The 14,612-nt window shown below is 61.1% G+C and carries 15 protein-coding genes; 2 read left to right on the forward strand and 13 right to left on the reverse strand.

The genetic code is table 11. The features are described 5' to 3' along the window. Positions 1–50: 50 nt before the first annotated feature. The 9 genes from efeO to infC all read right to left on the reverse strand — a co-directional run bounded on the left by efeO (position 51) and on the right by infC (position 7,868). On the reverse strand, positions 51–1,274 hold the full coding sequence (efeO, locus tag HMPREF2630_RS00250) for an iron uptake system protein EfeO (RefSeq protein ID WP_049344436.1): 1,224 nt from the start codon (positions 1,272–1,274) through the stop codon (positions 51–53). A gap of 124 nt (positions 1,275–1,398) precedes the next feature. Beyond that, positions 1,399–2,280, reverse strand: coding sequence for an iron uptake transporter permease EfeU (efeU, locus tag HMPREF2630_RS00255; protein WP_049344434.1), 882 nt, complete (start codon positions 2,278–2,280; stop codon positions 1,399–1,401). Positions 2,281–2,694: 414 nt separating this feature from the next. Continuing rightward, on the reverse strand, positions 2,695–3,189 hold the full coding sequence (locus HMPREF2630_RS00260) for a (deoxy)nucleoside triphosphate pyrophosphohydrolase (RefSeq protein WP_049344432.1): 495 nt from the start codon (positions 3,187–3,189) through the stop codon (positions 2,695–2,697). Between the two features lie 16 nt (positions 3,190–3,205). Next, complete coding sequence (locus tag HMPREF2630_RS00265) at positions 3,206–4,021, reverse strand: DUF421 domain-containing protein (RefSeq protein WP_049344430.1); 816 nt, start codon at positions 4,019–4,021, stop codon at positions 3,206–3,208. An 18-nt stretch (positions 4,022–4,039) separates the two neighbouring features. Further along, positions 4,040–4,966, reverse strand: coding sequence for a cation diffusion facilitator family transporter (locus HMPREF2630_RS00270; protein ID WP_049344429.1), 927 nt, complete (start codon positions 4,964–4,966; stop codon positions 4,040–4,042). A 172-nt stretch (positions 4,967–5,138) separates the two neighbouring features. Further along, the gene (locus HMPREF2630_RS00275) at positions 5,139–6,053 is read right to left on the reverse strand and encodes a TrmH family RNA methyltransferase (RefSeq protein ID WP_239663173.1); all 915 of its coding nucleotides are present in this window, start codon (positions 6,051–6,053) and stop codon (positions 5,139–5,141) included. A gap of 201 nt (positions 6,054–6,254) precedes the next feature. Then, positions 6,255–6,635: a 50S ribosomal protein L20 gene (gene rplT, locus HMPREF2630_RS00280; RefSeq protein WP_005507127.1), complete on the reverse strand. Its 381-nt coding sequence runs from the start codon at positions 6,633–6,635 to the stop codon at positions 6,255–6,257. Between the two features lie 114 nt (positions 6,636–6,749). Continuing rightward, a complete protein-coding gene (gene rpmI / locus HMPREF2630_RS00285) occupies positions 6,750–6,944 on the reverse strand; it encodes a 50S ribosomal protein L35 (RefSeq protein ID WP_004006287.1) in 195 nt (64 codons plus the stop codon). A gap of 198 nt (positions 6,945–7,142) precedes the next feature. Further along, positions 7,143–7,868 (reverse strand): translation initiation factor IF-3, encoded by a 726-nt coding sequence (gene infC / locus HMPREF2630_RS00290; RefSeq protein WP_371326325.1) that lies wholly within the window; start codon positions 7,866–7,868, stop codon positions 7,143–7,145. A 268-nt stretch (positions 7,869–8,136) separates the two neighbouring features. Between infC and HMPREF2630_RS00295 the strand changes: the two genes are divergently transcribed. Then, complete coding sequence (locus HMPREF2630_RS00295; RefSeq protein ID WP_049332734.1) at positions 8,137–8,559, forward strand: DUF1844 domain-containing protein; 423 nt, start codon at positions 8,137–8,139, stop codon at positions 8,557–8,559. A gap of 160 nt (positions 8,560–8,719) precedes the next feature. Here the strand turns inward: HMPREF2630_RS00295 and HMPREF2630_RS00300 are convergent, their stop codons facing one another. From HMPREF2630_RS00300 to HMPREF2630_RS00310, 3 genes are all read right to left on the reverse strand, one after another. Then, entirely contained in the window at positions 8,720–9,502 is a 783-nt protein-coding gene (locus tag HMPREF2630_RS00300) for a HisA/HisF-related TIM barrel protein (protein WP_049344427.1), read from the reverse strand. Further along, positions 9,502–10,242 carry a type 1 glutamine amidotransferase family protein gene (locus tag HMPREF2630_RS00305; protein ID WP_049344425.1) on the reverse strand — a complete coding sequence of 247 codons (741 nt, stop codon included), beginning with the start codon at positions 10,240–10,242 and terminating at the stop codon, positions 9,502–9,504. The genes HMPREF2630_RS00300 and HMPREF2630_RS00305 overlap by 1 nt, the downstream gene beginning before the upstream one ends. 91 nt (positions 10,243–10,333) lie before the next feature. Continuing rightward, entirely contained in the window at positions 10,334–10,906 is a 573-nt protein-coding gene (locus HMPREF2630_RS00310; RefSeq protein WP_246822715.1) for a LysM peptidoglycan-binding domain-containing protein, read from the reverse strand. Between the two features lie 720 nt (positions 10,907–11,626). Here HMPREF2630_RS00310 and lexA point away from each other — a divergent pair. Beyond that, the gene (gene lexA / locus HMPREF2630_RS00315) at positions 11,627–12,289 is read left to right on the forward strand and encodes a transcriptional repressor LexA (protein ID WP_049332741.1); all 663 of its coding nucleotides are present in this window, start codon (positions 11,627–11,629) and stop codon (positions 12,287–12,289) included. A 239-nt stretch (positions 12,290–12,528) separates the two neighbouring features. Here the strand turns inward: lexA and HMPREF2630_RS00320 are convergent, their stop codons facing one another. Then, positions 12,529–14,601, reverse strand: coding sequence for an ATP-dependent DNA helicase (locus tag HMPREF2630_RS00320; RefSeq protein ID WP_070482790.1), 2,073 nt, complete (start codon positions 14,599–14,601; stop codon positions 12,529–12,531). Between the last annotated feature and the right edge of the window lie 11 nt (positions 14,602–14,612).

Consider the following 14,612-nt stretch of genomic DNA (forward strand, 5'->3'; position numbering starts at 1 on the left):
CACCCGGCTGCCGGTAGCGCATCCGCCCTCGCGGCGTACCGTACGATGCGTTACTTCGCGGCGGAACCGGTGACGACCTCGGTCATCTTCGAAACCGGCTCGGACAGAGCCTCCACGGCATCGGAAAGCTCGCGAATCTGGTCCTTAGTCAGCTCGGTGTAGAGGGCGTAACCGTCACCCTTCTTGTACTTGTTGAGCAGGTTCTGCACGGTGTCGAACTTCTTCTCGATGTCCTGGGCGAGCTTGGGGTCCTTCTGCTTCAGAATCGGCAGAACGCCCTCGTAGGCCACGCGGGCGCCGTCAACATTGCCCTGGAAATCGGAGAGGTCGGTGTGCGACCAGGTCTCTTCTTCACCACTGATCTTGGTGTTGAAGATTTCGTCCAGCAGTTCCTTCGCGCCGTTAGAAATCTGGAATGCCTCCAGCTTGAAGTTGGGAGAGTGCACCTCGTCGTAGAGCTTCTGGGTGTCTTCCACCAGTTTCTTGGCGACCTCCGCGCGCTGCTCCTTGGTCAGCGGAGTGTATGCCTTACCGCCGTTGTTCTCGGCGGTCGGCTGCCACAGATCCTTCTCAATCTTGTGCCAGCCGGTCCATTCCTTGCCCTCTTCCACGTCTGCTTCGCGGGCATCCAGGGCCGGGTCAAGCTCGCCGCCGCCGAAGGATTCTGCCACGGGCTCGATGCGTTCGTAGTGCAGGCGAGCCGAGGAGTACAGGGCCTTCGCCTCGTCGTCCTTACCGGCGGTGTACAGCTCGGCGAACTGCTCGGTCTTGGTCTTCAGCGATTCCACCTGGTCCTTGACGTAGGCAGTGTACTGGGTGACCGCGGTGTCGCGCAGGGCCTGCTCGTCGGCGGAAATCGGGGCGGCGTTCTCGTTCTTGGTCACGGTGAAGTCGCCGCGGATGCCGTCGCCCACCATACCGGGCTTGCAGGCGGTCTTGTAGCTGCCCTCGGGCAGTTCCACGGTCAGGTCGCGGCTGAGGTTCGGGCCAATGTTCTCCACCTCGGAGACGATGCGCAGGCCGTCGGCACCAAGCACGTAGAACTCGTTGACCTTGGTGCCCTCGTTCTTGACCTTGAAGGTCACGGTGCCGGCCTTGGCGGTGGTAGCCGAGAGTTTGCAGGCATCGTCACTTGCGGTGACGTTAATGGTGCCGTCGGAGGATGCGGCACCCGAGGCGGAGGACGCCACGTTCTGGTTGTTGGGGGTGCAGCCGGTCAGGGCGAGCGCACCGGCCGAGAGCAGTGCACCTGCGGAGGCGAGAGTCTTACGCATGGTTTCTCCTTATGTTGTATGTGTATGTGTTTGCGGCGGTTCTTTGTCGCACGTTGAGGGGTGTCCGAAAGAATTATCCGGTGGGTTATTCGGGTAGGTCCGGAGCCGGCCGGCTCCGAGAGCCCTATGCCGCCGTCTTTTCGGCTTCGGTTTTCGCCGCCTGCTTCTTAGCTGAGGACTTCAGGCCCGGGCGCTGCGCGCGGATGAACAGCGGCATCACGATGCCCATGTACAGGACCCAGGCGCCGGCCTCAAGCCAGGTGGTGGTCGAGGACAGGTTGAACACGGCCTTGAGCAGGGTGCCCACGAAACCGCTCGGGTCGATGTAGCGGTAAGATTCGAATGCGGTGCTGTTCAGGCCCGGCAGGATACCGGCCTCCTGCAGGTCGTGAATACCGTAGGAGAGCACGCCGGCCGCCACGATAACCAGGAACGCGCCGGTGATGGTGAAGAAGCGGGAGAGGTTGATGCGCATCATGCCGCGCATCATGGCCCACGCCATGAGGATGGCGACCAGGATGCCGACGAGGGCACCGAGCATGGGGGTCGCGTTCGCCTCCTGACCGGCTGTGCGGGTGGCCGACCAAATGAACAGGGTGGTTTCGAGACCTTCACGGCCCACGGAGAGCGCGGCGAGCAGGACGACCGCCCAGGCGCTGGTCTGCGCGGCATCCAGCTTGTCCTTGAGCTCGGCAGAGAGCATACGGGCGTTTTCTGCCATCCAGAAAATCATCCAGGTGACGAAGCCGACCGAGATGATGGAAAGGGAGCCGCCGATGGCTTCCTGCGCCTCGAAGGTGAGGGTTTCGGGGCCGAAGGTGAGTAGCGCGCCGAAGCCGAGGGAGACGATAACCGCGACCGCCACACCAAGCCACATCGGTGTGAGCAGGTGGGTTCGCTTTGTCTTGCGGATGTAGGCCAGGAGGATTCCGACCACCAGGGCCGCTTCGAGACCCTCGCGTAGGCCAATCAAAAAGTTTCCGAGGAAGGCTCCCCAAAAATTCATGTCAGTATCACCAAATCAACATATTTTTTTATCCTAATTGACCCCTTAAGACTACGGGGAAACCGGCTCGTTTGACGACACTACCGCGCGTTCTGTCTGTGCGGCTCGAAGGCCTATCGAGCCTTTATTCGCTCAGAATCTCCCCGATAGACACAGATTGTCAGCATATCTTTACGACATTTGAATACCTGGCTAATAAAAAAGGCAGGTTGGGCTTAGTTACAGGTTATGTTTCACGCATAAAAATACACGCGGGGTGGGGGTCCGTATCGGACCCCCACCCCGCGTGGACTTTTAAAAAAAGCTGAGAAAAAACTATTCGGACGAAAATATTACGCCGCGTGAATGCCGTTACGTTCCGTCAAGGTGCCGCAACGGCTACCGGAGTGTCCTCGGCACGCGAGGTGCGCGCCCTTAGCTTTCGTCGCCCGACCCAGACCGACCGAGCTGACGCAGGAGTGCCTCCACGATTGGGAAGTCCGCGGGAATCCACGGCAGCGCCAGAATCTCGGCGGCTTCCGTGGCCTCGAGGATTCCCTCCCCCGCTGGGGGAAGCGGCATCCACCGCAGGGCGCTGTGATCTTCCAAAGTATCCGGTGTACCCGAAAGAATCTCCGCAAAGAACACGCGCATCGCCAGACGCTCGCTCAGACGCCAGCCCTGCGGGTACGCGCCGAGCACCTCAGCACCCAAACGCGCCTGCACGCCCAGCTCCTCCTTCAGCTCACGCACCAGCGCCTGCTCGCAGCTCTCCCCCGGCTCGACCTTACCGCCCGGGAACTCCCACATCCCGGCAACAGTCTGCGGCTCAGAACGCTGAGCCACCAGCATACGGGTCGGAGCCACCAAAGAATCAACCACGGCGGCGCCAACCACCTGAACCTCAAACGAGGGCGACACTTCACTCATCTTTCTCTACCTTCTTCTACGCTTTAGAATCCTTCATCGGATGCGCATCCTCAGCAGCGTGCTCCGCTACTTCCTGCTCTGCATCCTCGGTATCATCAGGCTCGGGAGCGTCCTCCACGCCTTCCTGCCACTCTTCTTCCTCATCATTCATATTCGAGGCCTCTGCTACCTCACGGCGAATATTAGTGCCGTCATTCAGCAGAATCAGAAGGCGGTTACCGTTCTTGAACTCCATGAGGAAGACATCCTCAAGCTCGACCTCAGCGGCACGCAACTGTAGGTACACCCAATCCTCGGTCTTGTGCGCATCCGCGATATCGCGAGTGACCAAGCTACCCTTCACAATCAGAGCAAAGTTCGGCACACCGTCACCCTTACGGATCACGCTCAGCGCACCGTTCGGTTCAATCTGAGCGAACTCAATGTCTTCCAGGTCGTAAATACCCTGCGCACGAAGGTCAGCAATCAGGCGCATCGGATCAAGAACCACATCTGCCTGCTGGAAGCTCTTAATATCGATATCACCATCCGTAATGACCGGCACGCGCTGCTCACGCACCGCCATATGCAGAAAACGAATCTTCGTGGTCGCCACGTTCAGCAGCTGAATCATGCACAGCGTAAACACCATGTAGATGACAAAGTAGAACAGGCTAATCTGCTTGCTGTACAACACGCCACCGAACACACCACCGATGACAAAGTTACCGATGGTATCAATCGGGGTCTGGTGCCCCGCCTGAGAACGGTGAGTCAGACGCAGGTACACCAAAAGAATGATCAGGCCAACGAAAATCTTTAGCAAACCATCAACGATCATCTCAACGGTCATAACAAAAATCTCCTAGAACTAAGCCCGGAAAATATCCGGCTCCAGATAAATGATGCGTGCCGCAGGAACAGCCTCGCGAATACGCACCTCAGCCGCGTCAATCTCATCAGCCACAGCGCGGCCGGTATCAGCATCGTGAATACGAATCTTCGCCGCCACCAGAATCTCCTCGGGACCCAGGTGCACAGTCTTAATGTGGATAATACGCTCGCTGTCGCCATCCTCAATCGCCGCGCGAATCTTCGCCAAATCCTCCGGCGAAGCCGCCTCACCCAAAATCAGCGACTTCATCTCCACCGCAAGGAACGCCGCGATGAAGACCAGCAGAATACCGATAGCCAGGGTGCCGAAAGCATCCCACAGGCCATTACCGGTCAGTAGGGTCATTCCCACACCAATCAGGGCCAGCAGCAGACCGACCAGTGCGCCCGCATCCTCAAGCAGAAGCACCGGAAGCTCCGGGTTCTTCGAGGTGCGCAGGAAACGCAGCCAGCCCTGCTTACCCTTCAGGCCGCTGGATTCCTTGACAGCCACGCGGAACGAGTTACCCTCCAGCAGAATCGAACCCACCAGAACGGCCACCGGAACCCACTGCCACTCGGTAATACCGTGCGGGTCGTGAAGCTTCTCGAAACCCTCATACAGGGCGAATAGACCGCCCAATGCAAAGATGATAATCGAGACGATGAACGCGTAAATGTAACGGTTACGGCCGTAACCGAACGGGTGCTCCTCGTCGGCCTGCTTGCGGGAGGCGCGGCCACCCAAAAGAAGCAGCACCTGGTTGCCGGAGTCAGCCAGCGAGTGGATACCCTCGGCCAACATCGAGGAGGAACGGGTCAGGGCAAAAGCCAAGAACTTCAGGACGGCGATACCGAGGTTCGCCCCCAGGGCGGCAATAATCGCCCCGGCTCCCGAGTGGCCGGAATGACTGGATTGAGACATATTTACCTTTCTGCAGGCCGCGCTAACCCGAAAAGCACGGAACCATCGGGGGCGACACTATTCAAAAGTTTGTAAAAGGCCCGCGGCGGGCACGACCAAACCTCGGCCCGATACAGCCACGACGAACACAGCTCGCCGGGAGAGTACACCACGGGATGATGGGCTTACGGTATTAGCCCAGAGCGTTCGAGCGTTGTGCCATCGCCGAGGCGTACAGGCAGACCGCCGCGGCGGTACCCACATTCAGGGACTCCGCCGAGCCGTACACCGGCACAGCCACTCGCATCGTAGCGGCAGCCTTCTCTTCAGCGTTCAAGCCCTGCGCCTCATTCCCGAAAAGCCACATCGTCGGCTTAGAAAGATCAAAATTACCCTTCACGCCGGAGGGGGCGCTCGCCTCCACACCGGCACGACGAGCCGCAGTGTACTCACTCAGCTCCTGCAGATCCACCGCACCGTAGCCGTCAGCAGCCAGCACCGCGGTCCCCTGAGACTTCACATCCTCCGCGAAATCCTCCAGCTGCACGCCCTGAATAATCGGCACATGGAACAGCGAACCCGCGGTGGAACGCACCGTCTTCGGGTTGTACAAATCCACCGAGCCCTTGGTGGTAATCACAAGATCGGCGCCGGCGGCATCAGCCACACGCAGGATCGTGCCCGCATTACCCGGATCCTGCACACGAGACAGCACAGCAATCAACTTCGGGTTCAACGCGCCCTCACCCCAGAGCAGCGAGAAGGAAGCATCCACCATAAAGGAAACCGCAATAATACCCTGCGGGCTCACCGAATCAGCCATGGCCGCCAACACCTCTTCGGTCACCACTCGCATGAAAACGCGGCGGCCCTCCTCGGGGGTGGGGGTGCCGTACACCTGCTCCAGCAACTCGGCAATATCCTCATGACGGTCGAACGCGGCCTCCGTAACGTACACGGCGTCCAGGATGGGGCTCTTCAGGTGCGCTTTCAGGGCCTCGCGCACAGCCTGCGGGCCTTCCACCAGGAACTGGCCCTTCTTCGTGCGAGCAGCGCGGGTACGCAGCTTCGCAATATCGCGCACACGATCTGCCTGCGGGTTGGACATCACAACGGGGGTACTAATACGTTCAAAAAAGTTCACTCTTAAAGGGTACAGGCAAAGGCACACCCAAAAACGCAGAACAGTCACAACCCCAGGTACGCAGAAAGCGGCCGCCCACACTCAAAAGTGCAGACGGCCGCTCACGACGCTTAAGCATCCTACCCCGAACCTAGATCTTCGAGGTAAGAACACAACCTAGGCTAATTAAGCCTTGGGAGCCGAGGTGTCCTCGGGCAGGTTGTTCTTAGCAATCTCAACCAGTGCGTTGAAGGCAGCGGGCTCGTTAACAGCCAGCTCAGCCAGCATACGGCGGTCAACCTCAACACCAGCAGCCTTCAGGCCCTGGATGAAGCGGTTGTAGGTCAGGCCCTGTGCGCGGGAAGCAGCGTTGATACGCTGAATCCACAGGCGACGGAAGTCACCCTTCTTCTTACGACGGTGGTCGTAGCTGTAAACCAGCGAGTGAGTGACCTGCTCCTTAGCCTTACGGTACAGGCGAGAACGCTGACCGCGGTAGCCGGATGCACGATCGAGAATAGTACGGCGCTTCTTGTGCGCGTTAACCGCGCGCTTCACACGTGCCACGTGTGTCTCCTTCGTCTTATGTCCTGAACAGCTCACATATCACGCTGAACAGGAGCGAGTCTTTAATCAGTACGCACCACTATCGGTGCGCCAGGTGCAGAGAGTAAGCGTTGCTTACTTACCCAGCATCTTCTTGACAACCTTTGCCTGGCCGCCGGTAACGATCTGGTCAGAAGCCAGACGACGGGTCAGACGAGAGGACTTGTGCTCCAGGTAGTGGCGGCGGTTCGCCTGCTGGCGCTTAACCTTGCCGCTACCGGTGAGCTTGAAGCGCTTCTTAGCACCAGAGTGGGTCTTCTGCTTCGGCATAGCTGCCGTTCTCCTTACATTCATCCCCCGCCACAGTGGCGGGGTAGCTTAGTGGGGTTGCGTACGCGAACGCATCAGCCCCAAGGACCAAAGGTGAGGCACCCCTCGCGAGGTGCCTCGGAACCGGCACCGGGTGAACCCGCAACACCCACCGAGCGGTGGAGGCGCGTGCCCATCCTAAAGTGACGACCCGGTTCCCTACTCGGCGGAAGCCTGTGCCTTCAGCTCGGCAGGCATAGCGTCTGCCAGAGAATTAGTTACGGGCTTCGCCTTGGTCGTGTCAATACGCTCGCGACCCTTGCGACCGCCGGCGCCCTGCTCACGGCGAGCCTCTGCCTTACCGCGAAGCGGAGCCAGAACCATCACCATGTTGCGGCCATCCTGACGGGGGCGAGACTCAACGGTGCTCACCTCGGCCAGCTCAGCCGCCAGACGCTCCAGCAGGCGCACACCCATCTCGGGGCGCTGCTGCTCACGACCACGGAACTGAATCATTGCCTTGACCTTGTCACCACCGGAAAGGAAACGACGAGCGTGTCCAACCTTGGTTTCGTAGTCGTGGGTATCAATCTTCAGGCGGAAACGGATCTCCTTCAGAACGGCATTAGCCTGCTTCTTGCGGGATTCACGAGCCTTGATTGCGGCTTCGTACTTGTACTTGCCGTAATCCATGAGCTTGCACACGGGCGGCTTCGCGTTCGGGGCAACCTCGACCAGGTCGAGTTCGGCGTCCTCAGCCAGGCGCAGAGCGTCCTTCAGAGGGACAACGCCTACCTGCTCGCCACCGGGGCCGACGAGTCGGACCTCGGGAACGCGGATACGATCGTTAATGCGTGGTTCGCTAATGACTAGCTCCTGTGCTCTGTGGGTTTCCCCGTGAATACTATCCGTTGCGGGCGCTAAAAAGCCCCCGCAGTTACACAAGCGGAGGCACAAACCAGCGTACGCCGAAATCGGCGGACGAACCCGTTCACCTCAAAACTCGCAAACAAACGCCTGCGGCGGTCAACCGGGTGGGAGGCATGCTCCACTTGCAAACTGCCTACAACCATACCGCAGAATCCCCGACAGACGCAAGGAAATAGACGCAAAACACCATAAAAATTGCGGGGGCTCCCCCAGAAAGTCCACAGAAGCACCCACTCTTAAGGACGCATTTACCGAAATAAACGAAATGTGAGATTCTAGGGTTATGAGCACTGAAAACAATAACTTCCGCTTTACCGCGGGAGAAGAAACCCCCGTCCACGGCCACACCGAGCTCACCGAGGAGCAGGTCGAGGCCGTTAATGAGCAGCTGCGCGATATTGCAGACGTTCCCGCCATCGAAATCATTAGCTCCGCGGCCATCCACATGATGAGCGCCGCAGCCGTCAAGTGCGGCCTGGCCTCCGACGAGAACGCAGACGATCTCAAGGACCTCGATGAAGCGCGCAAGCTCATCACCGCCCTGGCGGGCCTGGTCACCGCTGCCGCCCCCGAAATCGGTTCCCAGCACGCAGCACCCCTGCGCGATGGCCTGCGCACCCTGCAGTTGGCATTCCGTGAGGCTTCCCCCTTCCCGGACGAGCCCGGCAAGGGCCCCGGCGAGAAGCTGACCGGCCCGGTGTACTAAACCGATCTCTCGAACCGGCCGGCCTACCATGTCGCCCCCAATCTATTCACGGTAAAGCCCCGTCTCCCTCGGTTGAAGGAGGCGGGGCTTTACCGTATGTATTCTGCATATATTCTGCGCGGACTGGCGGGAGCCGACAGCCTTATTAGAAAGGAGAGATTTAGCGGGAGCCAGCGGCCTCGAGTGCCTGCTCAAAGCTAAAGTTCCCCACGTATAGCGCCTTGCCCAGCACCACGCCCTCCAATCCGTAAGGCACCATGGCGCGCAGCTTCTCAAGGTCCGCCAGCGACGCCACGCCACCGGACGCCACCACCCGACAGACGGTCTGGGCCAGCACCTCATCGAGCAGTTCCGCGCCGGGACCAGCCAGCGAGCCATCCTTACTCACATCGGTGACGATATAGCGACGCACGCCCACGCTTTCTAGCCAGGCCAGCGCCTCCGCCACCTCGGGGCCCGACCAGTCGGTTCCGCGAGCCACCGTCACCCAACCCCGCTCGGGGTCGTAACGGGCGTCGAGCCCCAGGGCTAGAAGATCAGAATCGGCGTAACGAGCCAGAGTGCCTTCAAGCCAGGCAGAATCCGCCAGCGCCGCGCTGGTCACGTTCACGCGGTCCGGGTTGAGACTCAGGGCTCGCTCCAGGCTCTCAGCATTACGCACACCGCCACTGACCTGAATACGAACCGGGGCAGAGCTCCGGGCGCTCTCGGCACGGACGGCGGCGGCAACCTCCGCCAGAACATCCGTATTCGTACCGCGGCCAAAGGCTAGGTCAAGATCAACCAGATGAATCCAGCGGGCGCCAGCCTTCACCCAGGTGAGCGCCGCCTTGACCGGATCGAGACGCTGCTCGCCACCGGACAGGGTGCCGCCCACAGGGCGTACCGCGTAGCCCTCGGAAATATCGACGGCCGGCAGAAGTTCGAGGATGGGTTTAGCCATTATGATTCCTCCCCACCGGTAGCGGATTCACCCGCGGCAGGCGACAGCCGGCCGGTCACCGCGAGGGACCCAACCCAGCGGCGCATAAATTCCGCACCCAGCTCACCGGATACGACCGGGCAGAACTGCACAGCGGTCAGCGGGCCGTTCTCCACCGCGGCAATATAGGGAGGTTCGGTTGCCGTCCAGCTCACCGCGGGAGGAGCGATATAGTCAATGCTCTGGTCAAAGACCCACTCAAAAACACCGTGCTCGGACTTGAAACGGGCCTCGCCCTCAATATCTTTGAGCAGTCGACTGCCGGTCGAGGGGGACACCGCGGAGGAGCCGGGCACCAGGCCCCGGGTGGAAAGCTCCACGCTCTCGCCGGGCCACTCCCCCATACCCTGAACCTGCACGCTGCCCAGCTGCGGGTGGTTCACCGCGACGGATTCAAAAAGGCAGCTCAGGGCGGCACCGGCCGCGAGCACCGGACGGCCACCGGCCACGCGGCGCCCAATCACGCGCTCAGCGTCCTTGGCTTTTAGCTCGTCGAACGCCTCAAGGGAACCGGCAGGACCGGCAACCACCATGCCGTCAGCCTCGCGGAGCTGATGCGGGTCAGCGGTGACGATGACCTCCGCACCCGAATCCCGAAGAAGCTTTACCATGGCGCCGTGAGTTCCGGAATCTCCCAGAACGGCGACCACGGGGCGCGGTGAGGAGACCGCGTCCTGATGGGACTGAGAGGGTGTTGACATCGCGTGCTCCTTGAGTAGTGCGGTAGGCGGTTCGTAGCCGATTCATAATCCGCTGACGAGTGAGCCGAAGCTCTCGCCTCGACAGCTTTGCCTAGTGGCGCGGCTTGGGAACCTCGAGGCGCTGACCGGCGTCGACAGCGGTGCTCGTCAGCGAGTTCATCTCCATAATACGCACCACGGTATCACGGACATCACCGCCGGGGTTCACCGACTGGGCGATGTCCCACAGTGTCTCGCCGTGCTTAACGGTCACAGTGGCTTGGGTAGCCGATGCGTTCTCAACACGGGGGCCGAAGGAAGGGCCGAGGAAGGTAATGGCGCCCAGCACCACGAGCGCGGCCAGGGTCAGCAGAGGCAGCCCCTTGAAATTGCGCAGGGGGTTGAAGCGTTCCAGGCGAGACGATAGGGAGCGAAGACCCGAGATAGCGGAGGGCACAAGGCCCGCACGGCGGGAAGACGATTCCCTCCCCTGCCCGGAGAGGTGCGCCGAACCGGAGCGTTCATTCACCGGAGCGGAGGGGGCCACAGGCCGAGCAGCCGCCGCGGTGGGAGAGACACTGCGGACGGGCGCCGGAGAGGCAGAAGACTGAGGAGCGGATGCGCGACGGGAGGAGCCTCGAGCGATGCGCGCGGACTGCCGTGCGTGCGCGGGGTGAAGTACCACCAAACCTTCCGGAAGGGTAGCAGACGCAGAGGCACGGTGAGGGGCCAAAGAAACTGCGGTCATAATTGTGGTTCCTTTCTCTCAAGCTCACTCCCGCGGTAATCCGCCGGGGTGAACGGTGCCAGCTCTCTCGAGACTCGGCGGGTGAGTTGAGTGTGGTTGTTCGTTTTTCTGCCCGGGACCCGACACGTCGGGTCAAGGAACGTTCGGGGTTTTGTCTTGCAGACGCATTCCCCAGAACTCCCCTTCGGCATAAGGAAGGTCATTCGGTTTCTCGTTCGAATACTCTCGAACATTCGACAACCCCCTTCCAGACCCGCAAGGCAGAACGAGTATTCGAATTACATGGAGAATACCCCGTTTGCGCCCCGAAAATCGGGAGGGTTTTCCACTGTATCCGAATCCGTGTTCTAAAGTCTAGCAGATACATACTAAAAATTCCTCCGGTTTCGAAGAAAAAATCTAGTATATTTGTTTGAATTTGTCGGTAGAGTGTTCTACACTTGTGTCAAGAGATGTTCCACACGCTCGTGATGATTTCCATCATGGCGGGGCGTGACTCGCGACGGATCTAGAATCTAATCCACCCCTGACGAGATAAGGGGTATGTTTCACCTAAGCCGTGCGATATACGTCACCGTATGACGAACACGTGGACAACCCATCCGTGCTCCGCCGAAGGTACAGCAGCCTTCGGCGACACAGACCAAAGGAAGAGATATGGCAACAGCACCCCGCCCGGCGCTGACCGCGCGCCAGCAGAAGATTCTTGACGCGATCCGCACCGAGATTGAACAGAAGGGCTATCCGCCGTCCATGCGCCAGATTGGCGATATGGTGGGTCTTGCGTCTCTCTCTTCGGTCACCCATCAGCTTGGCCGACTCGAAAATATGGGCTACATTCGCCGCGATCCCAAGCTCCCGCGTGCCATCGAAGTGCTCGACGAAAACGGCGCCGGCATGCACACTCCCCTGCCTGAACTTCCGAACTTTGAGGTTGGCGAGGACGACCTCGTACCCGTCCCCCTCGTCGGTCGCATTGCCGCGGGCGGCCCCATCACCGCCGAGCAGTCTGTGGAAGATGTACTCGCCCTGCCGCGCCAGCTGGTCGGCAACGGCAAGCTCTTTATGCTCAAGGTCAAGGGCGATTCCATGATTGACGCCGCTATCTGCGATGGCGACTGGGTCGTCGTGCGTGAACAGCACACCGCCGACAACGGCGACATCGTGGCCGCCCTGCTGGACGATGAGGCCACCGTGAAGGTCTTCCGCCAGGTTGATGGCCACACCTGGCTCATGCCGCGCAACGCAAGCTACGAACCGATTATGGGTGACCGCGCCACCGTCATGGGCAAGGTTGTTTCGGTATTGCGTAGCCTCTAATCCCCGCTCTTCGCGAGAGCATCATGGGGTGCTATGCCTCCCGGCGCCAACGCCCCGATCTGGTAGCTACGTCCTTTGAGACTTCAGCGCTTCCAAAGCCCATAACGAACAAAGCCCCCGGCACTCGCAAGTTTGCGAGTGCCGGGGGCTTTTCTCTGACTCTACGGGGAAATAGCCCTGCGGGGAAAACGCGCCGCCCGCTCAATACACGATGGCCCGCTCAGCACACGGTAGACGGGCTACCTGTCGATGGATTCCGATAGACGGGCCAGCGCACCCACCACGGCCTGCTTATTCTGGGTGGGCCACATCGGCGGCATGGCCCTCATCAGGTAGCCGCCGTAGCGCTTCGTTGCGAGTCGCGAATCCAGAACCGCCACGACCCCGCGGTCATTCACCGAACGAATCAGGCGACCCGCGCCCTGCGCCATGCGGATAGCCGCGTGATGCGCAGAGACGGCCATGAACCCGTTACCGCGGTGACGGTTCACCGACTCCGTGCGGGCCTGCGCAATCGGATCGTCCGGTCGCGGGAACGGGATGCGATCCATCACCACCAGACGGCAGGAGTCTCCGGGGACGTCAACGCCCTGCCACAGGCTCATCGTGCCGAACAGGCACGAGTCAACATCCTCGCTAAACTCCTCCACCAGGGCCTTCAGCGAGGATTCACCCTGCAGAAGAATATTCAGATCGCTTTGCTCACGCATATACTCTGCGGCGCGCTCGGCTGCACGCTTCGAGGAGAACAGCCCCAGGGCACCTCCCTCGGACGCCTCGCACAGCTCGCGAAGTCGCTCCAGCTGGCCCTCGTGCACGCCAAATCCCGGGGGCTTCAGATCCCCGGCAACGTACATGATGCCCTGCTTGCGGTAGTCGAAGGGCGAACCCACATCGATGCTCGTCCAGCGGGGAGCCCCCTCCCCCTGCAAACCCAGGGCGCCGGCGGCCACATCGAAGGAATCGCCCACCGTCAGGGTCGCGCTCGTTAGGATTACGGTGCGGTCGGCAAACAGACCGTCGCGCAGCTGCAGGCCAACGCTCAGCGGGGCGATATTCAGGGTCGCCGGGTCGGTATCGGAGGCGGCCACGTAGCGGCCGTTCTCCCAGCCGCCCTGACGCGAAACCCACAGCACATCCTGCTCAGCCGAAGCCTCCAGGATGCGGTTGCTCACCTCGTGCACCTCCGAGACGCGGGAACGGGCCATCTGCAGGCCGGCGTCGGCCTCCTGGCCGTCCGGTTTCGTATCGGAGAGCGCGGCGCGGGCCGCATCGTTCACCGCGGATAGGGCCGTGAGCAGGCGACCGTCGAGGCCGTTGAGCAGCCCTTCGGGCAGGCCCTCCAGTGCGGTTTCCAGGGTTCCGGCGGCCATCTCCAGGGCCCCGGAATCGGCCTTAGAGTGTTTCTTCACGCCTCGAGCGGCGCGGCGAACCATCGCAACGGTCAGCGATCCGGAAACCGCACCGGTCACTCGGTCCACCAGCTCGTGGGCCTCGTCGATGATGACGGTCTCGTGCTCGGGCAGAACCTTCATACCCTCGAAAGCGTTAATGGCCAGCAGGGCGTGATTCGTGATGACGATATCTGCCTCGGCGGCACGACTACGCGCCATCTCGCTAAAGCACTCCTCCACCAGCGGGCAGCGGCGGCCCAGACATTCGGCCGCGCTCACCGAGACCTGAGCCCACGCGCGATCGGACACACCGGGCTTGAGCTCATCGCGGTCGCCGGTCTCCGTGCGGTCAGCCCACTCGCGCAGGCGCACGACTTCCTCGCCCACGCGGGAGGTCGAAGAAGGCATGTCGAAGAGGGCATCCTGTTCCTCTTCGGGGTAGCCGCCCTCAAGCTTGTGCAGGCACAGGTAGTTGTTGCGGCCCTTGAGCAGGGCCACCTGCGCCTGCGACTCCGGGCGCGGCTCCAGTGCTTGCAGAAGACGCGGAATATCGCGGTTCACGATCTGTGCCTGCAGGGCCAGGGTCGCGGTAGCCACCACGATAGGCTGGTCGGACTCCCCCACGCGAGCGAGAGCCGGAACCAGGTAGCCCAGAGACTTACCGGTGCCGGTGCCGGCCTGCACGAGCAGATGTCGTTGCAGTTCAAGGGCCTGCGCTACGTGCGCCGCCATCGTGCGCTGACCGTCACGTTTCTGCCCGCCCGTGGCCTCCACAACCTCGTCGAGCAGGTTCAGGGCATCCTTCGCACCGGGCAGGGTCTCAAGCTCCTGCCCGGTGAATCGGGTGCCCTCGGCTACGGGTACAGTCCCAGAGGCGTTTTTGGGCGCGCTAGTGCGTCCCGTCGTCTTCTGCGTCACGTTAATCGGTT

It is taken from the genome of Rothia sp. HMSC072B03 (assembly GCF_001809565.1).
GTDB classification, from domain to species: Bacteria; Actinomycetota; Actinomycetes; order Actinomycetales; family Micrococcaceae; genus Rothia; species Rothia mucilaginosa_A.